The 21,378-nt window shown below is 56.7% G+C and carries 22 protein-coding genes and 1 tRNA gene; 12 read left to right on the plus strand and 11 right to left on the minus strand.

Going from position 1 to position 21,378, the window contains the following annotated elements; genetic code table 11:
* The first annotated feature begins 79 nt into the window (after positions 1-79).
* From ACA053_RS21635 to ACA053_RS21655, 5 genes are all read left to right on the plus strand, one after another.
* Positions 80-550: a DUF2271 domain-containing protein gene (locus tag ACA053_RS21635; RefSeq protein WP_497393652.1), complete on the plus strand. Its 471-nt coding sequence runs from the start codon at positions 80-82 to the stop codon at positions 548-550.
* A gap of 25 nt (positions 551-575) precedes the next feature.
* Complete coding sequence (locus ACA053_RS21640; protein WP_497393653.1) at positions 576-2,756, plus strand: PepSY domain-containing protein; 2,181 nt, start codon at positions 576-578, stop codon at positions 2,754-2,756.
* A complete protein-coding gene (locus ACA053_RS21645; RefSeq protein ID WP_497393654.1) occupies positions 2,740-3,717 on the plus strand; it encodes an FAD:protein FMN transferase in 978 nt (325 codons plus the stop codon). The genes ACA053_RS21640 and ACA053_RS21645 overlap by 17 nt, the downstream gene beginning before the upstream one ends.
* Before the next feature lie 31 nt (positions 3,718-3,748).
* Complete coding sequence (locus ACA053_RS21650) at positions 3,749-4,450, plus strand: VIT1/CCC1 transporter family protein (protein ID WP_497393655.1); 702 nt, start codon at positions 3,749-3,751, stop codon at positions 4,448-4,450.
* A 277-nt stretch (positions 4,451-4,727) separates the two neighbouring features.
* A complete protein-coding gene (locus tag ACA053_RS21655) occupies positions 4,728-5,387 on the plus strand; it encodes a carbonic anhydrase (protein ID WP_094949837.1) in 660 nt (219 codons plus the stop codon).
* A 292-nt stretch (positions 5,388-5,679) separates the two neighbouring features.
* Here the strand turns inward: ACA053_RS21655 and ACA053_RS21660 are convergent, their stop codons facing one another.
* Positions 5,680-6,159, minus strand: coding sequence for a GNAT family N-acetyltransferase (locus ACA053_RS21660; RefSeq protein ID WP_497393657.1), 480 nt, complete (start codon positions 6,157-6,159; stop codon positions 5,680-5,682).
* A gap of 497 nt (positions 6,160-6,656) precedes the next feature.
* Here ACA053_RS21660 and ACA053_RS21665 point away from each other — a divergent pair, with 497 nt between their 5' ends.
* On the plus strand, positions 6,657-7,898 hold the full coding sequence (locus tag ACA053_RS21665) for a DUF1835 domain-containing protein (protein ID WP_497393658.1): 1,242 nt from the start codon (positions 6,657-6,659) through the stop codon (positions 7,896-7,898).
* Positions 7,899-7,985: 87 nt separating this feature from the next.
* On the opposite strand, the gene ACA053_RS21670 is transcribed toward ACA053_RS21665, so the two are convergent.
* From ACA053_RS21670 to ACA053_RS21680, 3 genes are all read right to left on the minus strand, one after another.
* Positions 7,986-8,183 (minus strand): hypothetical protein, encoded by a 198-nt coding sequence (locus tag ACA053_RS21670; RefSeq protein WP_497393659.1) that lies wholly within the window; start codon positions 8,181-8,183, stop codon positions 7,986-7,988.
* Between the two features lie 160 nt (positions 8,184-8,343).
* Positions 8,344-8,886, minus strand: coding sequence for a DinB family protein (locus ACA053_RS21675; protein ID WP_497393660.1), 543 nt, complete (start codon positions 8,884-8,886; stop codon positions 8,344-8,346).
* A 390-nt stretch (positions 8,887-9,276) separates the two neighbouring features.
* Positions 9,277-10,707 carry an IS1182 family transposase gene (locus tag ACA053_RS21680; protein ID WP_497393662.1) on the minus strand — a complete coding sequence of 477 codons (1,431 nt, stop codon included), beginning with the start codon at positions 10,705-10,707 and terminating at the stop codon, positions 9,277-9,279.
* Between the two features lie 160 nt (positions 10,708-10,867).
* Between ACA053_RS21680 and ACA053_RS21685 the strand changes: the two genes are divergently transcribed.
* On the plus strand, positions 10,868-11,350 hold the full coding sequence (locus ACA053_RS21685) for a GNAT family N-acetyltransferase (protein WP_497393664.1): 483 nt from the start codon (positions 10,868-10,870) through the stop codon (positions 11,348-11,350).
* A 186-nt stretch (positions 11,351-11,536) separates the two neighbouring features.
* On the opposite strand, the gene ACA053_RS21690 is transcribed toward ACA053_RS21685, so the two are convergent.
* A complete protein-coding gene (locus ACA053_RS21690) occupies positions 11,537-12,091 on the minus strand; it encodes a hypothetical protein (RefSeq protein ID WP_497393665.1) in 555 nt (184 codons plus the stop codon).
* A gap of 127 nt (positions 12,092-12,218) precedes the next feature.
* Entirely contained in the window at positions 12,219-13,646 is a 1,428-nt protein-coding gene (locus ACA053_RS21695) for a GGDEF domain-containing protein (protein WP_497393666.1), read from the minus strand.
* A 589-nt stretch (positions 13,647-14,235) separates the two neighbouring features.
* On the opposite strand from ACA053_RS21695, the gene ACA053_RS21700 reads away from it, so the two are divergent.
* Together ACA053_RS21700 and ACA053_RS21705 are read left to right on the plus strand one after the other, a co-directional pair.
* The gene (locus tag ACA053_RS21700; RefSeq protein ID WP_497393667.1) at positions 14,236-14,454 is read left to right on the plus strand and encodes a hypothetical protein; all 219 of its coding nucleotides are present in this window, start codon (positions 14,236-14,238) and stop codon (positions 14,452-14,454) included.
* Between the two features lie 115 nt (positions 14,455-14,569).
* Positions 14,570-15,175, plus strand: a complete 606-nt coding sequence (locus ACA053_RS21705) for a recombinase family protein (RefSeq protein ID WP_497393668.1) — start codon at positions 14,570-14,572, stop codon at positions 15,173-15,175.
* 7 nt (positions 15,176-15,182) lie between these two features.
* Here the strand turns inward: ACA053_RS21705 and ACA053_RS21710 are convergent, their stop codons facing one another.
* Together ACA053_RS21710 and ACA053_RS21715 are read right to left on the minus strand one after the other, a co-directional pair.
* The gene (locus ACA053_RS21710; protein ID WP_497393669.1) at positions 15,183-16,106 is read right to left on the minus strand and encodes an abortive infection family protein; all 924 of its coding nucleotides are present in this window, start codon (positions 16,104-16,106) and stop codon (positions 15,183-15,185) included.
* A gap of 113 nt (positions 16,107-16,219) precedes the next feature.
* Positions 16,220-16,296: transfer RNA gene (locus ACA053_RS21715), tRNA-Arg, on the minus strand.
* Between the two features lie 290 nt (positions 16,297-16,586).
* On the opposite strand from ACA053_RS21715, the gene ACA053_RS21720 reads away from it, so the two are divergent.
* Both ACA053_RS21720 and ACA053_RS21725 read left to right on the plus strand, forming a co-directional pair.
* A complete protein-coding gene (locus tag ACA053_RS21720; RefSeq protein ID WP_109634073.1) occupies positions 16,587-16,820 on the plus strand; it encodes a hypothetical protein in 234 nt (77 codons plus the stop codon).
* A gap of 23 nt (positions 16,821-16,843) precedes the next feature.
* Positions 16,844-17,023, plus strand: a complete 180-nt coding sequence (locus ACA053_RS21725; RefSeq protein WP_497313078.1) for a PA3371 family protein — start codon at positions 16,844-16,846, stop codon at positions 17,021-17,023.
* Here ACA053_RS21725 and phnN read toward each other — a convergent pair.
* Positions 16,998-17,570, minus strand: coding sequence for a phosphonate metabolism protein/1,5-bisphosphokinase (PRPP-forming) PhnN (phnN, locus tag ACA053_RS21730; RefSeq protein WP_497313080.1), 573 nt, complete (start codon positions 17,568-17,570; stop codon positions 16,998-17,000). The two genes, ACA053_RS21725 and phnN, sit on opposite strands and share 26 nt — an antisense overlap.
* 385 nt (positions 17,571-17,955) lie before the next feature.
* On the opposite strand from phnN, the gene ACA053_RS21735 reads away from it, so the two are divergent.
* Positions 17,956-18,282, plus strand: a complete 327-nt coding sequence (locus tag ACA053_RS21735; RefSeq protein ID WP_003178899.1) for an Arc family DNA-binding protein — start codon at positions 17,956-17,958, stop codon at positions 18,280-18,282.
* A 315-nt stretch (positions 18,283-18,597) separates the two neighbouring features.
* Here the strand turns inward: ACA053_RS21735 and ACA053_RS21740 are convergent, their stop codons facing one another.
* On the minus strand, positions 18,598-19,620 hold the full coding sequence (locus ACA053_RS21740) for an IS110 family RNA-guided transposase (protein WP_015093115.1): 1,023 nt from the start codon (positions 19,618-19,620) through the stop codon (positions 18,598-18,600).
* Positions 19,621-19,736: 116 nt separating this feature from the next.
* Positions 19,737-21,179 carry a magnesium transporter gene (gene mgtE, locus ACA053_RS21745; RefSeq protein WP_109634081.1) on the minus strand — a complete coding sequence of 481 codons (1,443 nt, stop codon included), beginning with the start codon at positions 21,177-21,179 and terminating at the stop codon, positions 19,737-19,739.
* Positions 21,180-21,378: the final 199 nt, after the last annotated feature.

Below are 21,378 nucleotides of genomic sequence, written 5' to 3' on the forward strand. Positions count from 1 at the left end.
GATGAGTTTTTCCTGCGATTCAGGTTGCTGTCAGCAAGCAGGTCCAGGCTCTCGACCTAACGATCACAAGGACACCCTCATGAAAAAGATCATCGCAGCCACCTGTCTCGCCGGCGCCATTGCCCTGCCGGGGTTGGCCCAGGCCCGGGAAGTAACCCTGACCACCCAGCTCAAGGACTACAGCGGCAATGATGCCTACCTGGCGATCTACGTGACCGACGCCAACGGCCAATACCAGAAAACCCTGTGGGTGGCCGGCAAGAAGGCCAAGTACTACAAACACCTGGGCGACTGGGCCCGTGGCAGCGGGATGAACCCGAGCGAGTTTGACGGCGTCAGCGGCGCCAGTGTCGGCAGTGGGCGCACGCTCAAAGTCAGCGTCGAACTGGCAGACACCCTGATCGATGCCGGGTATCAGATCCGCATCGACAGTGCCGTCGAGGAAAAACGTGACGCCCGCGCCGATGTCAGCGTGCCCCTGACGTCCAAGGGCGCAGGCCAGCCGGCGACCGGCAGCACCTATGTCGAGTCCTTTACTTACGATTTGTAGCACCTGCCCTTTCTGGAGGCTGAACATGCTTCGCCAGTCCCATTCCCTGTCCGGCCTGATCGCCGCCCTGTTGGTCATGCTGTTGGCCATAAGCGGCGCGATCCTGTCGGTCGACCCGGCGCTGGAACGCTTGCACAGCACCCCCACCGCGGCCGGGCAACTCACCGTCGGTCAATTGGCCGGGCGTGTGGCCAATCACTTCCCGGGCGTGGAGCAGATCCAGCGCACAGCGTCCGGGACGGTCATCGTCTACTACAACCAGAACGGTCAGGCCGGGGCTGAAACGGTCGACCCACTGATTGGCGAAGGCCTCGCGCCTTATGCGCCCTCCGCGTTCACGCGTTGGGTGAAAGAGCTGCACCGCTCGATGTTCCTTGGCACACCGGGCCATGGGGTGTCGGGTGTCGGCGCGTTGTTCATGCTGATGCTGTCAGTGTCCGGAGCGCTGTTGCTGGTCCGGCGCCTGGGTGGCTGGCGCAACCTGCTGCGGCCACTGCGCGGCACCTTCAACCAGCGCTGGCATGCTGAAGTCGGGCGACTGGCCTTGCTCGGGCTGCTGCTGTCGGCCTTGAGCGGGCTGTATATGTCCGCCACCACCTTCGGCTTTATCGCCGACGGCAGTCAGAATGAACCCGCCTTCCCCGCTCACGTCAGTGCCGGGCCGGCCTTGCCAGTGGCGAGTCTGCAAGCCTTGCAGGCCACCGACCTGAATGACCTGCGCGAGCTGGTCTACCCCAGTCCCGGCAACCCGAAGGACGTGTTTTCCCTGCGCACGGCCCAGGGCGACGGCTACGTGGATCAGGCCAGCGGCGCCTTGTTGTCCTACCAGGCCCATGACTCGATGCACAACCTCTACGAATTGATTTATCAGCTGCACACCGGTGAAGGCCTGTGGTGGCTGGGCCTGCCGCTTGGGCTCTGCGCCCTCTGTGTGCCGTTGATGAGCGTCACCGGCCTTCTGTTGTGGTGGCGCCGGCGCAAGGCGAGCCCGAACATCCGCCACAACAGCCCTGCCCACTCTGCCGACAGCGTGATTCTGGTGGGCAGTGAAAACAACAGCACCTGGGGCTTTGCCAAGACCTTGCATGACGCCTTGCACCTGGCCGGACACCGAGTGCATAGCGCGGCGATGAATCAATACGCCAACGACTACCGCAGCGCCCAACGCGTGATCATCCTCACCGCGACCCACGGTGACGGCGACGCGCCAGCCTCGGCTTCGCAGTTCATGGCGCGGCTGGCCAAAACCGGTCTCAAGCCCGGCCTGCCCTTCGCCGTGCTGGGCTTTGGTGACCGCCAGTTTGCGCAGTTCTGTCAGTTCGCCCATCAGGTGCAGGACGCGATGTTGCAGGCCGGTGGCTCACCGTTATTGGGGCTGGAAACCGTCAACCGCCAATCCTCTCAGGAATTTGCACGTTGGGGCCACGCGCTGGGCGACGTGCTCAAACATGACCTAACACTGGTCCATGCCCCGCAGCGGCCACAGACCCATCCATTGCTGCTGACAGAGCGCATCGTCTATGGCGAACAGGTGAACGCACCGACCCACGTCTTGCGCTTCAAGGCACCCGGTGCGTTGCCGGACTTCCTGGCCGGTGACCTGGTCGGGATTGTGCCTCCGGGCAGTCCGATCCCCCGTTTCTACTCGCTGGCCAGCGGTTCGCAGGACGGCGTGCTGGAAATCTGCGTGCGCAAACACAACGGCGGCGTGTGCTCGGAATTCCTTCATGGCCTGGACATCGGAGCATCGATCGAAGCGTTTATCCAGCCCAACCCGCAATTTCGCCCGGCGTCGGGCACGCACCCGGTGATCCTGATCGGTGCCGGTACCGGCATCGGTCCATTGGCCGGTTTTATCCGCAACAACACGGCCCACCACCCGATGCACTTGTATTGGGGCGGGCGCAACCCGGCCTCGGACTTCCTCTACGAGCAGCAACTCAAGCAGTACCTGGCCGACCGGCGCCTGACAGCATTGCGCGCGGCCTTTTCTCAGGTTCAAGACCGCTGCTACGTGCAAGACCGGCTGATCGGCGATGCCCAGGCCCTGCGTCGACTGATTGAAAAAGGCGCCCAGGTGCTGGTGTGTGGCAGTCGCGAAATGGCCAAAGGCGTGATGCATGCCCTCGATGAGGTGTTGGCACCTCTCAACCTGACGGTGCTGACCCTCAAGGCACAAGGACGCTACCGTGAAGACGTCTACTGAGTTGCAGCGCTACAGCCTGAACGGCGAAACCATGGGCAGCCGCTACACTGCCCTGTTCTATGCCGGGGCCGGAATAGATACCGACGAAGTGGGTCGACACTTGGCGTGCGCGGTGGCCCGGGTGGACCAGCAAATGTCCACCTGGAAACCCGATTCGGACCTCAACCGCCTCAATGCTGCCCCCGAGCAGCAATGGATTTCGGTGCCCCAGGAACTGGCAACGGTGCTGTCAGCGGCACTGCGTGTCAGTCAGCAATCCGGCGGCGCCTTCGACATTGCCCTCGGTGATCTGGTGAATGCCTGGGGGTTCGGCCCCGCAGAACCGACCGTTACAGAGCAGGCGCTCGCGACGATGCCGCCGCGCACCCGGCTGTCAGCCAGCGCCGCGTTGGTGGTTGACCCGTTCCGCAATCAGGTGCGCAAACGCGCGCCGCTGCACCTTGATTTGAATGGCATCGCCAAGGGGTTTGGCGTCGATGAGTTGGCCCGTTGCCTGGAAGGTTTTGGCATCACCCGCTACCTGGTCGGCATCGATGGCGAGATGCGCGCCCGGGGCGTCAAACCCGACGGACAGTGCTGGACCGTGGCGGTGGAAAAGCCTTACCGGGGCGTGCGTGCAGTCATGGGTGTGATGGAACTTGGCGACGCCGCGATCGCGACCTCCGGGGACTACCGACAGTGGGTCGACGTGGCCGGTCAAGCCTATGCTCATACCATGAACCCGGCCACCGGCGCGCCGCTGTGCAACCCGCTCGCCGCCGTCACCGTGGTGGCTGCTTCGTGCATGCTCGCCGATGCCTGGGCCACGGCGCTGATGGTGCTGGGTGAAACCGAAGGGCCACGTCTGGCACAGGAACGCGGGATGGACGCGCTGTTCGTGCTGCGCGACGGCCAACAATTCAAGGAAATATCCATTGTCGGCGGCCAGTTGCAGGCGCAGATTGAAACCCGCCCGATGTGAACCGCCCAATGACAGTGAGTCGCGCTCAACCATGAAATTCATGCACAGACACACCGAATCCCACCGCAGTGATCGTATCGGCTGGCTGCGCGCCGCCGTCCTGGGGGCCAACGACGGGATTGTCTCCACCGCCAGCCTGCTGATCGGCGTGGCCGCCGCCAACGCCAGCCACGCCACGTTGCTGGTCACGGGCATGGCAGGGCTGATGGCCGGCGCCATGTCGATGGCCGCCGGCGAGTACATCTCCGTGCACTCCCAGGCCGATACCGAGCGCGCCGACTTGCTCCGCGAACGGGCCGAGTTGGCCAGTGACCCGAAAGCCGAACACATTGAGCTCGCCAACATCTACATGCATCGAGGTGTTTCACCCGAGCTGGCGCGCCAAGTGGCCGATCAATTGATGGCCCATGATGCGCTCGGCTCTCACGCTCGGGACGAACTGGGTATCAGCGCCACCCTGACCGCCAAACCCTTGCAGGCCGCCCTGGCCTCCGCCGCCAGTTTCGTGGTGGGTGCCGCCTTGCCCCTGGCGGTGACGTTTGTCGCGCCGGAGCACAGCGTGGTGCCCTGGATATCGGGCATGTCATTGGTGTTTCTCGCGACACTGGGCGCCATCGCCGCCAGGGCCGGCGGAGCCAAAGTCATCACCGGCGCCTGGCGGGTGACCTTCTGGGGGGCGCTGGCCATGGGGATTACGGCACTGGTGGGGCACTTGTTTGGCGCCGTGGTCTAGCTCACGTCCGCTGCCAAAAACAAAGGGCGCCCGTTGAAGGGGCGCCCTTTGTACGCTGCTAACCTAAACCACGCCGACGAAATCGCTCGCTGCTCACCCTTCAGCCAGCGAAAGATAAATGGCGGCTACCAGGGTGCTTCGGACATCCGCCGCGCGGGCCTCGGCTCGGAGTCCACCGTTGATCGAGTAGAGCCAATTGCGCGCAAGGTCTGCAATAATGACGGCCACAGCGGCACGAGCTCGTGCCCTCATCCGGCATTCGGGTTTGGAGAACTCCATGCGTGACATTATTGACGGCTTTCTGCGCTTTCAGCGCGATGTCTATCCGCAACGCGTCGAGCTTTTCAGGCAGCTCGCGACGACACAAAATCCGAAGGCGTTATTCGTCACCTGCTCGGACAGTCGTGTTGTGCCCGAACTCCTTACACAGCGCGAACCGGGCGAACTGTTCGTGATTCGTAACGCTGGCAACATTGTGCCGTCGTATGGTCCCGAGCCCGGCGGCGTCTCGGCCACCGTCGAATATGCGGTCGCAGTGCTCGGCGTACAGGACATCGTGATCTGCGGTCACTCAGACTGCGGAGCGATGGGCGCGATTTCACGCTGCACATGTCTGGACCATCTTCCGGCGGTCGCTAACTGGCTACGTCACTCGGACGCCGCGAAAGCGATTAACGCGGCGCATGAGTTCGACACGCCTCGCGCGAAGCTCGACGGCCTCGTGCGAGAAAACGTGATCGCGCAACTGGCGAATCTGCGTACCCACCCATCGGTGGCACTCGCGCTCGAGCAGGGGCGAATGAATCTGCACGGCTGGGTCTACGACATTGAGGCTGGTTGCATTGATGCGCTTGACGGCGCGACACGACAATTCGTTTCACTTGCTGATTCGCCGACCACCGTGGCGATCGCTGCGCGCAACGGCAGACAGATGTAATGGCGACAGGCAAGTGAGGGTGCTCGCATTACTCCCGGACATTTTCGTCCCAGCTAAGGTCTGCGAAGTTGCATTGTCCCTATCGGACAAGTTTCGGAGAAGATCATCCGTTCGAATGCCTGTCCGACGGGACTGGCGAGCGACCCGAACTGGCCGTTTTCTGCCCATCGCCACCGGCTGAAATCGACCCTAAGCGGCCGGTCAGCGTCGGTAGAAATTGGCCGGTTTCTGTCCGTTGTGACGGGCAGGAACCGACCTCTAAGGGACATCCGGCTAAGAGCGAACTCGTGAATCAGTTTCCGATCCAGAGCATCGTCTGAACCGTAATATACGGATGACTTTCTAACGGCTCCCATTCATCCATGAAAATAAAACCGTGCTTGAGATAGAAGTTCGAGGCTCTCGCATTGTCGGGCGATACGTCGAGAAAAACGCGATCAAAGCCTTCCGCGGTAGCGCGAGCTTTCACAACTTCTACCAACTGAGTTGCTACTCCTGAGCCCCGGGCAGCAGGATCAACCCACATTCCTATCAAGTTAAAGCGATGTGCACTATTGACTGCGGCACCGATCATTCCGACAGGTCTACCTTTGTCGAGTGCCAGCCAAAATGCTGTTCCGGTTGATGAGGCTCTAACTTTCCACTGTTCATCAGTGTATGCGGCAGCAGTTTGATAACTGACACCAAATGCCGTTGGCGTGTCCAAAAGCGCGGCGAGTCGGACTTGCTTTAGTAGCATCCAATCCTCTGTTTCTGTCGATCGAATGTCCATGATCTTCCTTGATGAATCAGCGTCCCTCAACTTCTCACAAGAAAGATTAAGGGGCAACCAAGCTCGTGTCGCGTACGTCCGCTTCTGGCCCAGAGTGTGTAAAAACGCTTCGCCAAAATTGAAGTGTGCGCGTCTACGTTAAATCTGAAATTTATCGGCACGTCAGCAGATGTGGATTTCGCGTAGAAACGCGATTTTCAGTCCGGTTTTGAGTACCTGGCACGCTCAAAAACGTTTTTACACAGCCTCGGCCGATAGCTGCCATAGCCCTCACGGCGTTCGCCGGTGTAGCGACACTTTGTGTCCCGCCTCAAGACTGGCTGTTCAATGTCAGTGCTCCTCCACTCTTTGCTTCTGTCCCTTCTTCCGGCTAAAGTCGGCACATGGGCGTTTGCTGCGCCTGCGGTCCGCGCGAAGGGGTCACCCAAGGCATGCTTACCCATTTTTTCATTCCAGCTCCCGGCTTGTCGGCGGACCGAGCCTCATAAGGAGTTGGCATGCCTGCCACTATTGCTGCCCGTCATCACGGTCTACTCGACCTCCCTTCGCTTCGCAAACACGCCAAGCGCCTTTTGAAAGACATCAAGAATAACCAGGCCGCAGATGCCCGTTCCCAGCTACACGCACTGGGTATACCTGGCCCAAACTATCGACTCGCCGATGCGCAGTGGCTGGTGGCTCGCGAGTCGGGTTTCGCCAGTTGGCCTAAACTGATTGCTCACACCGACAGCGTTGTATTCGCGGCACGGCATCCGGGCTTCGCTGCTGCAAACGAATCAACAGTCCAGCATTGGCGTTGTGGCAACGATATTGAGCACAGCCTTCGAGTAGCGGGATTCTCGGGTTCATTTCATATGTTCGATGATCCCATGGTGCTGGGGCCGGTTCCCGCTTTACCGGATGATGATTACTGGTTGGTGCGCGCGAAGTTCGCGGAGCAGGCATTCCAACTCGCTTCCAAGGATATCCAGGAGCGCCAGGCAATTCAGCGCAAGGCGCTGGCGCAACTTAACGAGGACAGTGAACTGGTGCTTTGGTGTGAAGGTGATGCGTACGACCAATTGTTTCTGATTCGATTACTGGCGAGTCTGCCCGTCCTGCCACGCAGGCTCGAATTGATTGAGATCAATCGGGTGCCTGGTGTTGAACGATTCATAGGCATTGGTCAGCTCGCGCCGGATCTGTTGGCCTGGCTCTGGACCCAACGGCGCCCACTTGGTGACGATGCGTTGGCGCTTGCCCGCAAAGCTTGGGATGCCTATACGGCAACGGACCCGGGCAATTGGGCGCAATTGGCAGTGCAGCCGCATCCGGCGTTACCGCTACTTGGGCCAGCCTTGGCAAGGCAACTTCAAGAGCTTCCAGGCGCAGAGGACGGCTTGAGCATGACCCAGCGGTTGATACTGCGGATTCTTGCCGAGCGGGGTGAGTTGGCGGCTGGCAAGGTGTTCGGCCACCTTATGATGAGTTACGAGCCGCTGCCTTATCTAGGCGATCAGATGTTCAATACACTACTAAGGACCATCACCGATACTCCGTATCCGCTAGTCGAAGAGTTGCCGGGTAGAGAGTGGCAAAAACGCCTCATCCGGATGACTCCTCTTGGAGAGCAAGTGTTACTCGGAAATAAGAACTGGCTCGATTACACACCAGAAGAACGCTGGGTTGGCGGGGTGCGTATTATCGCGGGCCAATCGCCTTGGGTGGTCACTGCTGACGGGCGGGTGTGGCGTCGCTAGGACCCAGGATGGCCACTCAACGTAGATGTTGGAAGCCGTTGCGGGCTTCCAGCAACTGGCCGCTTTCGACCCATAGCGGACATCACCTCAACGGCCACTGGTATGGATGAGCCAGGCTATGAAAGCCGCGAAAGGAGCGAACAGTACCAAGACGCCGACGGCGACTGCCCAGCCCCAGGCAAAACCGCTTTCTCCCTTGAAACGGCCGCCACTAAGCAAGCCCAGCACGTAAACGCCAATGCGATGAGCCAACAGGTTGATTACGATGTCGAAGATGAACTCCATTTTTGATCCTCGTATTTCCTTGTCGGTTTTTCTACGCACACCCGAATGGCTATTCTGGCCGTTTGCCGTCACTCGGGTTTGACAACCACCATGGTTGGCTGCGCTGTTTAGCCAAGCCGACGTGATGTGACAAAACCCGCTGCGGCGCTGGGATTCTCTACTACGTGCAGGGTTCGGATGGAATGAGGATGATCAGATCCGTATCACCTGTGTCGACGCCCGCTTGTGAAAGCAAGGTCGTTACTTGTCCGCGGTGATGGGTCTGATGGTTGAAGAAGTGCATGACCAAGCCATAAAAGTTCTTGTCAGCGGGCACTCCCTTCATGCTTGAGTACTTGAGAATGTGATCCAGGTCCGACTCGGTAATGGAGCGAGACCACTCGACAATGACCTGATCGAGCCACACTCGATGTGCCGACAGCTCGCGGATACTCGAGAACAGTAACTCGTTGAGGTTCCTGGGGGCAGGCAGCTGCCGAATCGGCTCCAGTGCCAGGTAGTTCGCCGGGTGCGTGGCGAATCGCTTGAGCCAGACAGTGTCCCCGGCCACCAAGTGATTCAGCGTCCCGAGAATGGAACCAAAGAATGCTTTCCTGTCCGCTGCGAGTTCTTCGTCAGACAGGCTGTTGGCCGCCTGATAAATCTTTGCGTTCATCCACTCGTTGTAGGTCGCCATCAGGCAGGTATGGCGGGTGCGGCTCATGGTGTTCCTCCTTTCAGGTTTCCCATATTGCTTTCAACGTTCATATCAGGATAACTGCAGCCTTGTCCTGCCTTGTCCTGCCTTGAGGTGACTAGCGATGTTTGATCTGGCCTCTATCGTGACGTATGTAGCCGTCGTCATCGGTCTTTTTTAATCCCGGGCCCAGCGGTCTGCTGGGAAAGAGGCTTTTCAGCAACGATAAGACGGGTTTGACGACTGGCTGCTTCTGGCCCAGAGTGTGTAAAAACGCCAGATTGGGTTTTCTATATCGACGCTAGGAGACCGTGCTTACGTTTCGAAAACTGATCAAGTCTGTGACGTTTCCAGGAACAGTTAAAACCGCTCAGCAACCTCTTAAAGCCCTTTGGATGGGGCAAAAAAGACCGGTTTTTACGCCGTTAACGCTTTCATCAAGCCAGTGGTGCCGATGATTTTTATGACCCGTTTCAGGTTGTAGGCAAGCACATTCAAGCTCATCTCGGCGCTTACCCCGTTAAGCTTTCGGGTCAGAAAGTGCGTCGCACCCATCCATTGCTTGAGCGTCCCGAAGGGATGCTCAACAGTCCGTTTTCGGATTCGCATCATCTCCGGCGCGTTGCTCAGCCGATTCTGCATTTGCTCCAGTACGGCTTCATGTTCCCATCGCCGAACTCGTCGTTCCGTGCTCGGTGTGCACTGCAATTTCAACGCGCAGCCCTGGCATTTCGAACTCCAGTAACGATGCAACTTCAGGCCTTTTTCAACGTAGGAATAGTGCCAGATCAGCGCCTCTCCAGCTGGGCAAATGTATTCGTTTTTTACCGCGTCATAGATGAAGGCATCGTTATTGAAACGCCCGTCAGCCTTGGCTCCAGAGGTCATCGGCTTGGGCACATAGGCGGTGATGCCTGCATCGTGACAAGCCAGGATTTGTTCGCTTTTGAAGTAACCTCGGTCAGCCACTACCGACAACGTATCTGACGCCATCGCCTCGCGGGCCTGCTTGGCCATCGAGCTGAGTTGATCGCGGTCGGAACCGACGTTAGTCACCTTATTCGCAACGATCAAATGGTGCTGGGTATCGACTGCTGTCTGCGCGTTGTAACCGACGATTCCAGTGCCGCGAGTCATCATGGAACGAGCGTCTGGATCGGTCAGTGAGACCTGTTTATCCGGCGATTCGTTGAGCTGGATTTCGATCGCCTGAAACTCCTTCATTTGCATTTTCAGCTTGGCGATTTTCTCTTGCAGGCGAGTAGCCTTGGGCTGAGCGATTGAGGGTTCTTGCCGATCGGCTTCGTCGAGCGCAGTCAGATACCGATTGATACTCGATTCAATTTCCTCCATTCGCCGCTTCAGCTTGGCGCTGGTGAAATTGCGGTCGCGGTTGTTGACCGCCTTGAACTTGCTGCCGTCGATGGCGACCAGATGTTCTCCGAACAGTCCAAACTGCTGACACAGCACAACGAACTGGCGGCAGACGCCTCGGATGGCCTTGCTGTTGTCTTTTCGGAAGTTGGCGATGGTCTTGAAATCAGGCATCAAACGCCCGGTCAGCCACATCAACTCGACGTTGCGTTGGGCTTCTCGTTCCAGCCGCCGACTCGATTGAATGCGGTTGAGATAGCCGTAGATGTAGATTTTCAGGAGGATCGCGGGATGGTAAGCAGGTCGGCCAGTATCGGCTGGAATGACGCCTTCAAAACCCAGATGGACTAGGTCGAGTTCGTCGACGAAGACGTCGACTACGCGCACCGGATTGGTATCGCTGACGTAGTCGTCGAGGCTCTCGGGAAGTAAGGTGCTTTGACCTCGATGTTCACCTTGAATGAAGCGTTTCACTGGCTTCCCCCTGCAAATGAATACGCAAAAATAATAGTACAGAGACAGCCCTTCATTCACATTTGAGATGGATGTCTGAATTCGACGGTGAAGCCAAACTGGGAACCACATATCAGGCTCTCTATACTGGCCTCCCAGGATGGTAGTTAGAGCGCAAAATATGCCCGTCACACCCAATCAAAATTCCCCAATCATTTTGGTCCTAGCTCAACAAAGCGACTTGGACAATCTTGTAGCCATTCGAATTGAGGCCATGCGCGAAAGTCTGGAGCGTGTTGGGCGATTTGATCCAGTGCGTGCGCGTGAGCGGTTTCTGAGCGGTTTTGAAGCCCGCAACACACACTACATCGAGGTATCTGGAGAGAGGGTTGGTTTTGTAGTGGTCAAGCATCACCACAATGAACTCTTGCTCGACCACTTGTATGTGAGACCGAGCGCGCAAGGATCAGGTATAGGCTCTGCTGTTCTCACTCAGATTTTCAAAGAGGCGGATGCGGCTGCGCTCCCTATTAAAGTTGGTGCTCTCAAAGAAAGCGCTTCGAATCGCTTTTATACCCGCCATGGCTTCCAATTCATCGAAAGCAGTGAATTCGACAATTATTATGTTCGTCAGAGCGTTCCGGCGATTGGCCCAGCTTGCTAGCTGGATGTGATGCACCTCGACGTACGTTTTGACACACTCTGGGCCGAAAGCAGCCGGTCGCGAATGGCAACTTTCGGCCAAGGCAGACACTCCCACCTTCGCTGAGTGCCCTTGTTCAAGCCAAAACTTACGCTCAGGTCAATGACTCTCGCGGCGCGGGATTTGGGAATAGTCAGTAACGGCCCTTCACGGGTATAGCCCGTCACATGCACGCTTGATCAGGATGTAGGCAATGCGGCTTGCCGTCTTCTTTCCTGCATCGAGCGTGCACTCGTCTGCGGTCTTGTACCCGAAAAAGTCGGTCCCCAGATCTTTTGCATAGTAGGGGTATTGTTGGCAATTCTGGTCTATCGTTCGAGCGGATAGATCATTCTGTGCGTCTGTTACGTTCTTTATAACGCACCGTTGATAGGACCAGCCGGAATGCGAAGGACTGTTTCTACGCATTGCCTGTAACGCCTGCTCGGTCTCTACTCTTTGCTTATCCGCCTGCTCCGCGTTCACGACTGACTGGTTTCTCCAGACACAATCTAGGAATTCTTTTGAAAACCTGTTCTCTGCTGAAGAATACGGCGTGCAATTCTCAAGTTGAGTGGATTGCCCTTTCGCTTGCTGTGCATCTCTTTCACTCATGGTTTTAACAGCACGATCTGCCTCTTCCTGCGTAAGAGCGCGAGCCGGAGGCATGGTGGCAAACCCGACACTAAGCATGATTGTTACAATCATGATCTGAGTCTTCATGATGACCTTCCCTGCGGGGGCATTGAGACTGAGCGACGGCGCTTGCCTATGCCCACGAACCTGAAAACCATAACGCCCAAATGCTGTGGCGCAATGCCGACGCTTTCAGAGACTTCTGAAATGATGGTCAGGGCAGAGATTGGAGGCTAGTTTTGATGGTAGTGACCACACGGTTACGGCCTTCGTGTTTAGCGTGATATAGACGTTGATCGGCTGCACGCAGAATTGCCTCGATGGTGTCGCCGTCGCGGCCAAATTGCGATACGCCGATGCTCACTGTGACCACGGTTAACCGCTGCAGGCCATGAAAAGAATTATTTGCAACGGTGCTTCGCAGACGTTCAGCGATTACGTGCGCGCCTTCAAGTGAAGTCTGAGGTAGCAGTATCATGAATTCTTCTCCGCCTACTCGGGCTACGCCGTCATACGGTCGGATGGAATCGAGGCATTTCTTCACGAAAATCTTCAGGATGTCATCGCCAACCTGATGCCCGAAGCGATCGTTGATGGACTTGAAATTATCCAGATCGAGTGCCAACACGGAGAACGGCTCACCGCCGCGCTTGGCCCGGCCAACTTCGACTTCGACCCGCTCCATAAACCTACGCCGATTATCAGCGCCAGTCAGTGGATCGGTCGCCGCAAGGTGCCCGAGTTCTTGATTGGTGCGCTGGAGCTCCTGCAGGGCGCTCTCGGTATACGCCATCGCTTCGGCAAGACGCACCATCAACTCCTCTTGGCTGTAAATCTTCGAGAACGACTGCGTGGTGAGGAACGCTTGCACTACCCCATAGCTCAACATGAAGAATCCACCGGCGAAGATCGCATGAGCGAGCCACCACATGTGGTTCCACGGACGGGCAAGGATGAAGGCAAGAGATGACAGCGCGAACGCAGCGACCGAGATGACAAAAATCATCATCAACGGCGAACGGATACGACGCAGCAAGAGTATTGCCACGGTCAAAGTGGAAAGAACGAGGGCACCACCTTCCATCGAGAGGCGCACCGCAAAGTTACCGGCGATCGGCAAATTTGCGACGTACGCGACTGCCACGTCAACCAACAGGAACAGTCCTATCCAGGTCAGCCACGGGCGGGACTTCATTCGTTGGTCCGCGGCATCAGGTGGGTGGTGGTACGACAGCATTCCGACTAACAGCAGAGTCGCCATGACCAGTCGAGAGGCCGGACCATAAAGCAGGAAGAGCCAGATATTGTGGTGTGCGAGCCCAGTGAACACACCATGCAACGCGTAGATCAGCACAAAACCGAGAAAGCCAAGCGTCATCCAGCGCAGCAGCGGGTCTCCCGATGACTGATAGCACCGCCACGTTACGTACGTCACAAACAACCCTTCCAAGGTGGCTGCCGTGATCGCAATGATATGGAACAGGTGGTTCTCGAATATAAGGGTGGGGTCTTGAAAGAAGTATAAGTAGCCAATCAAAAAGGCCGGAACAAACGCAAATCCGACGAGCAGCAAGTAAGCGTAAACCTTGACCATGACGCGAACGGCTTCAGGTGGCTCGCCGCTGGCGATGAGATTGCTCATGGTTCCCTCCAAGTTCAAATCCATTTAGCCAACACCGGTCAGGTGTTGGCTCCATAGCCACCTACATGCCAATGGTCCCTCGCATCATCACGGATGATATGGGATGGAACCGATCTATGGCATTTCAATTTTAGACTCCCTACCAATTTCTGCTGTAGAAGCAGGTAAAAATGTTCACGCGAGCGCAACAAACTAATAACGAATGTCTCGTTATTCTCATCGGCCAAGGGTTAGCTGTCCCTCCTAAAAATCAGGTGGACACCATGGCTGGACTAGCGGAGTTAGCTAGATGACTTTGCCGGACGCATGTAGGTAATTGCCCCATTCTCGCTAGACATAGGAAGATATCTGATGGGCAGCTTTGGGTTGTGGATTTGGGTCAGTCGTGAGAGGCAGGAATTGGCCGTTCACTGCCGGTCATGTTTACCAAGGGAGCGGGTCAAATCCAGCGCAGACGTTTGTAAGGTCGAATGCAAATGGGTGGTCAAGTCAAGGTAATTGCCCACGTGTCAGCGAATCTGGAGAAGTGGTTCGAGCCAGCGGCGAGTTCAGCTAGTCTTCCCGCAACATTTACTCAAGGAGGATACCCATGTCAGATAACTCTGAGGCCCGCATTGCCACAGCAGACGCACTCACACTACTCCTGCACAACCAGCACGCCATATGTGCGGCCATTGAGGAGGTGACCAAGTGGTTTTCTGAGAATGGAGTGGGGAGCGTTGCCGCTAACGCAATTGCGGCCATGGAAACGCTGGACCGGAATGCTCAAGACATCACAGGCGCCATCATGCGGCTACGGCAGTTATAGGTATGCCTGAGCTGATACGCACAAATTTGGGTTTATTCGCCCACTCCGCTTGATAAGTAACACTCAAAGTGCAACGGTATTAGTGAAACACCTTAACTGATACGGACAGCACATTATGTTCATTCGCGCATACCTCCGAGCTTCGACCGAAGAACAGGATGCCGGCCGCGCCCGGGCATCGCTCGAACAATTCGCCACCGACCACAACAAGGTGATCGCGAGCGTATATCTAGAGAACGCAAGCGGAGCCTCGGCAGATCGGCCTGAGCTGCTGCGCCTGCTCAGGGACGCGCGTAAAGGTGACGTATTGCTAGTCGAGTCGATAGACCGACTATCGCGCCTTCCCGTAGAGGATTGGCAGAAACTGAAGTCGGCGATCGACTCCAAAGGCTTGCGCATCGTCGCGCTCGATCTGCCGACTAGTCACCAAGGGATGCAGGACACCAAAGGCGACGAGTTCACCGACCGGATGCTGGGGGCGATCAACTCAATGCTGGTGGAGATGATGGCAGCGATAGCGCGAAAGGATTATGAGCAGCGCCGAGAGCGTCAGGCCCAAGGCATTAAGAAGGCGAAAGCTGCCGGCAAATATCAAGGCCGCCCCATAGACGAGGGGCTGCACAAACGGGTCAAAGAACTGCTGGGTGCCGGCTTGGGCATCCGAGCCACAGCCCGCCACGCGGGCTGCTCCACAACGACAGTTCTGCGAATCAGAGGCTGATTAGCAGTTACAAACACTCGTCAGCGGATGCTAAAAAAACAAGACAGGCGCCGGTCATATGAAGCATGAAGGCAACAAGGTGGTCAGGGACTTCTGTGGTGTGAGGCCCCTGTCCGTGCCCTGCAAGATTGTTTCTGCCCGTCGGTACGGCGCTTTCCAGCAGGCTTCGTAGCGAGGTGAACTGCGTCTGCCAAAAAGCCGGGATCAGCTCATGTTCCAAGCAGACTTTTATCAATGAGCTCGCTGTTTCCTTTCCATTTAGCTCCCAGCGACGCTTAACGCAGATGGACTTCATAAGGCTTTCAAAGGACTTTAGGCATTCATTGAGGGCTTCCTTCGGGTTTTGATGCCGATAGTGCTCATGAGCGCGCAGAAACTCTTGTTGAGCCCCTGCGTATCCTTTGCCTTCAAGCAGACGAAGTGCAGGCTTAATGACTTCGGCGTGCAGTAACTGAGAGTCAATCCTCAAAATCTCGCCACTCACGAACTGATAGCCAACTCCATGTTCTTGAAAGCGCCTATTCAGCTCATCAATAGAGGCATCTGCGATTTTGTTCGCATCATTCCTCCACAGGTATTGAGTCTGTCGACTGATTGTATCGACCGCCCTGAAGCACATTTCTACGACATCAAGCGCGTGCTCGACTTCCTCAGCCTGGAGGAAAAAATCGACTACCTCATTAAAGAAATTTCGCCGGCCATGCTCCCGTGCCGTGGGCAGAGCGAACAGACCATATTCCCTACACAGCATTTCGCTGATGGGTTTCCAGCAATCTGCGGTGGGATGTTCGTTAGGACCGCCCAGCGCATCACACATCGCGTGGACAATTTGCACGCGAAGCCCGGCTGGTAATTCATCGTATTGATAGACATCTGGTATTTCGCCGCGGAGCTTTTTCTGACGCTTGGAAAAGATATCAAAAATAGCCACTACCCGACTCCCAGAGGTAAACGAAGCAGATCCATGAAAGAGTTACTGCACCCGCCATGCACCCATGAGATTCTTCGTAGAATGCAGGGATGTGCTGTAAGCCTTGAATTATATGGTGTCCCAGGGCAGGTTCGAACTGCCAACCTTCCCCTTAGGAGGGGGATGCTCTATCCAATTGAGCTACTGAGACACAGGTCACCCGCAAGAAGTGCGGTGCGAGGGACGGCGTGCATGTTAACGGGCAGGCCTGATTTTGTCATGTCGTCCGTATGGCTTTTTAAGTGTAGGCAGACGCCCTTCTTCGTCGTGGCTTAATTTACCGTGCAAATTGCATCCTCTCAAAATGCCATCATTGCAATTTGCAACGAGCACCCCTCTGGGTAATAAGTTAATTCTTTGTTTTTAAAGGATTTAATAGCCGTTAAACTCTTGGCACGCGGGCTGCTTTAGCTGTTCTCACGAACAACCGAGGTCAGCCTCATGAACAGCGTCCTTTTACTCTCGAATGCGATCGCTCTTACCGTCCTCCTGGGTGGTCATTTTGCCCCCGAGAACGGCGCTGAGCAGATCGCGCATCGGATGCCCCATTACCTCCAGCTGCAAAAAGCCCCGCAATTGGCGGTCATGAACGATCAGCGCGGCTTTGTTGGCCAGGACGTGAACCAGCACAATTACCCGTTGGTATCTCAGTCTTCGGAACGCTTGGTATTTTGAATCACCCCCATCAGGAGCACAGCATGTCCAAATCAGCCGCAGGATGTTTGATCCTTGCCTTACTGAGCGGCATTGTTCATTTGTCATTGGTCCCGGACACGGTCGCCACCCTGCCCCTGATTGCCTGCGGCGTATTCGGTGCGTTATTCGTGCTTGCGCTGATTGTCGGGCGCAAAATCAAGTTCGATCCGGTTTTACGCTGAGCTTCAGCAGGTTCAGAAGATTTTCAACAGTGACCGCCAGTTCGCCAGAATTGTCGAGCCGATGGATCTTCGTGTCACCGAGTGAGTCGTCCGCCGCAAACAGACCGTTGCGGCGCAACCTTGCTTCAATCTCCTCAACGCTCTCCCGACCACGTCGCAGCAAGCGTTCGCGCAGCACTTCATCCTTGACCGTCAACAGCACCGGCAGCAGCGTCGGATAGCGTTGCAGCGCCTCACCCAGGTGACCGCGAGAGCCGTTGACCACTACATGTCGGCCGTCTTTCAGCCAGTGGTCGATCTGGCGCGGAATGCCGTAATCCAGACCGTTGGCGTGCCACGACAGGGCGAAGTCGCCCATTGCCTGGCGTCGCTGGAAGTCTTCACGGGAAACTCCGATGGCGTCTTCACCTACGGATTCAGCCGAGCGCGTGATGACCCGTCGCACCACTTCGCCATTCATCGAGCGTAAAGGTTGTCGAGCCGCTTCGATGAGGCTGTCCTTGCCGGATCCGGAAGGCCCCATCAAGTAAATCAACGTGCCATCCATCCTGAATCACCCTCCTCTGCGGGTCTGCCACTAGTAAATCGGCCATTTGCCACTATCCTGTAGAAGGTAAGGACCAAGGATCGAATCCGCGTAGCATGCACCTTCAGGCGTCTTCGGGCATCACCTGTCGGGCAGAGGACGCGGTCAGCGATGCGGGCAAGGGGCAAAGTTTTCCAACCAGTCCACATTTCTGATAAGCGTGCTGGCATAACGCCTTTACCCAGCGCAATATTTGTCACAGAATTGACGCCAATGATCTGGCTGCTTTGAGGCATGATGCGAGCCTCTATCAATTCAGGTTGAACATTTGGCCAGAGACCTTGTCCTATCAGACATCCTGCGGCCAATCCCGAGAACCGCTCCCCTGAACTAACCGGTTAAATATATGCGCCCATTGAAACAGGCAATTTATTCCAGCCGTACGGCTGACAAGTTCGTCGTACGTCTGCCAGACGGAATGCGTGAACGCATTGCCGAAGTGGCTCGCAATCATCATCGCAGCATGAACTCCGAAATCATTGCGCGCCTTGAGCAGAGTCTTATTCAGGAAGGTGCACTGGGCGAAGAGTTGAGCATGCGCCTGGACAGCCCTGAGCTGTCATTGCACGAACGTGAACTGCTTCAACGCTTCCGCCAACTCTCTCACCGTCAGCAAAATGCTCTTGTTTCGCTGATTGCCCATGACGCCGAAATGGCCGCAGACGCTTCCTGATTCAACCCGAACGCTCAAGCCAGCATAATCGCTGGCTTTTTTTTGCCTGAAATCCGGCAATAAAATGTATGGTCAGCCCATCTCCTGCAACCTCATGGGCTGTTTTCGGTAAAGCTGGCTTGCGCTAATGTATCCGGGCTCATTGTGAGCGTTGCTGCAACAACGCTCGGCCCTCGATGAGTAGCCGCTCCCGACTGTCCTGAAAAAACCCTCAGCCTCTAAAGCTGATTTTATTGCCAGGTTCTCAGTCGGGCCGTTTGCCGTTTACTGTCATCAGTCAGTGACGTCGCAAAAGCCGGTAGTAAAGCTGTACGTTCAAGCGTTCGGATGTGGGTCGTACTGGCCGCCTTTGGCCAGTACCGCCCACACGATGCGCGCCAGTTTGTTCGCCAGCGCGCACGCGACAACATTGGAGTGGCGACGCGTCAGCAGCTCTCGAACCCAGGGCCCCAAGGCGTCTTCCCGCTTATCGATATGCTGCATGATGGATCGCGCGCCCTGCACCAGCAGTTGGCGGATGTGCTTGTCGCCGCGCTTGCTGATCCCCAGTAGTACTGTTTTTCCGCCCGTCGAATACTGCCTCGGCACCAGCCCTAGCGAAGCGGCAAAATCGCGTCCACTTCGATAGTTCGACGCATCGCCCACATCCGCCAATACCGCGCTGGCGGTGATCGGGCCGATGCCAGGAATACTCTGCAAACGACTCCCGGCATCGTCTTCTTTCAGCTGCTGCTTCAGATCGGACTCGATGTCCTTGATTTCATCATTCAGCTGTTGAATTTGATGATGGAGACGCATCACTACGCCCTTTAGGCGCAACGGAACCGGGTGCTGCGGGTCGTCCAACAGCGCCGGCACGCGGTGCAACGCAGCGGCACCTATAGGCAGGCTGATCCCGAACTCCAGCAGAAAGCCATGAATCTGGTTGGTCGCGACGGTTCGCTGGCCAATCAAAGATTTACGGACACGATGCAGGGCTGAAAGCGTTTGTTGCTCTGCGGTTTTGATCGAGCAGAAGCGCATCGCGGGGCGGCTCGCCGCCTCGCAAATCGCTTCGGCATCAATGAAGTCGTTTTTGTTGCCTTTGACGAATGGTTTGACGTACTGCGGGGCGATCAGCTTCACCTCGTGGCCCAATGCACCAATCTGTCGAGCCAGCCAATGGGCGCCGCCGCAGGACTCCATTACCACCGTACAGGACGGTACCTGCGCCAATGTGCTGAGCAATTGGCCGCGGTTGGTTTTCTTGCGCAATACCTGATGACCTTTGGCATCCTGGCCATGCAGGTGGAAACTGTGTTTGCCAATGTCGATACCGAGAAGCGTCATCGTATTCATGAGAGATCCTCCGCCGAAAACGAGAAAAGCCCTGCAAGCGTAAACCTGCAGGGCTTCTCGGTCAGGCTGACCATCTCATTAAACCCGCCGGTTGGCGGGTTTCGAGTAAATGGAAATCAGAGCAGGAAGATCGTCGCCAACCCAAGGAAGATGAAGAACCCGCCGCTGTCAGTCATGGCGGTGATCATCACGCTGGCGCCCATGGCAGGATCGCGCCCGAGCCTCGCCAGCGTCATCGGAATCAAAACACCCATCAACGCCGCCAGCAACAGGTTAAGCGTCATCGCGGCGGTCATCACCACGCCCAGGGACCAACTGCCATAAAGCAGATAGGCCACGACGCCAATCACACCGCCCCAAACCAGGCCATTGATCAAACCGACGACCAACTCTTTACGCATCAGTCGTGACGTATTGCCGGTGCTCACCTGGTCCAGCGCCATGGCTCGAACGATCATGGTGATGGTCTGGTTGCCCGAGTTGCCACCGATACCGGCCACGATCGGCATCAATGCCGCCAGCGCCACCAGTTTTTCGATGGAGCCTTCGAACAGGCCGATCACCCGGGATGCGATAAACGCGGTGATCAGGTTGACCGCCAGCCAGGCCCAACGGTTACGCAGGGATTTCCAGACGGAGGCGAAGATATCTTCTTCTTCGCGCAGACCCGCCATGTTGAGCACTTCGTTCTCGCTCTCTTCACGGATCAGGTCGACCATTTCGTCGATGGTCAGACGGCCGATAAGCTTGCCGTTCTTGTCGACCACAGGCGCCGAGATCAAGTCGTAACGTTCGAACGCCTGAGCGGCGTCGTAGGCGTCCTCGTCCGGGTGAAAACTCACCGGGTCGCTGGCCATGACTTCCGACACCTGTTTTTCAGGGTCGTTGACCAGCAAACGCTTGATCGGCAGCACGCCCTTGAGCACACCGTCGTAATCGACCACAAACAGTTTGTCGGTGTGGCCCGGCAGCTCCTTGAGACGACGCAGGTAACGCAGAACCACTTCGAGACTGACATCCTCACGGATGGTCACCATCTCGAAGTCCATCAGCGCACCGACTTGTTCCTCGTCATAAGACAACGCGGAGCGGACGCGCTCACGCTGTTGACTATCGAGGGTTTCCATCAGCTCGTGGACGACATCTCGCGGCAGCTCGGAAGCCAGGTCAGCAAGTTCGTCGGCATCCATGTCCTTGGCCGCAGCCAGGAGCTCGTGATCGTCCATGTCGGCGATCAGGGTTTCACGAACCGAGTCGGATACTTCGAGGAGGATGTCGCCGTCGCGATCAGCCTTGACCAATTGCCAGAGCGTCAGACGATCGTCCAGCGGCAAGGCTTCAAGAATGTAGGCAACGTCGGCGGAGTGCAGATCATCGAGCTTGCGTTGCAACTCGACGAGGTTTTGCCGGTGAACGAGGTTCTCGACCCGCTCGTGATGCGGACCTTCCTGGCGATGAGTCAGGTCTTCGACCACCCGCTGACGCTGCAGCAGCTCAACGACTTGAGCGAGGCGGTCCTGCAAGCTTTCCTGCGTTTTCTTTACTTCAACTTCGGACATAGGCGAACTCCACTCCCAGCAGCGGGGCACGCCGGAAGGATCAATCAGTCAATTCATGATTGGAAAAACGGGGTACTGAGTAACTACTGGGTAAGTCCATGGAGGTATTCCACAAGCCCCGGCGGGGCTGACGGGCGCAATGATACACCGCCCGACTGTTTTAAACGTTAAAAAATCTTGGCTGAAACAAGCGGTTGCA

The organism is Pseudomonas sp. LBUM1672 (assembly GCF_059695655.1).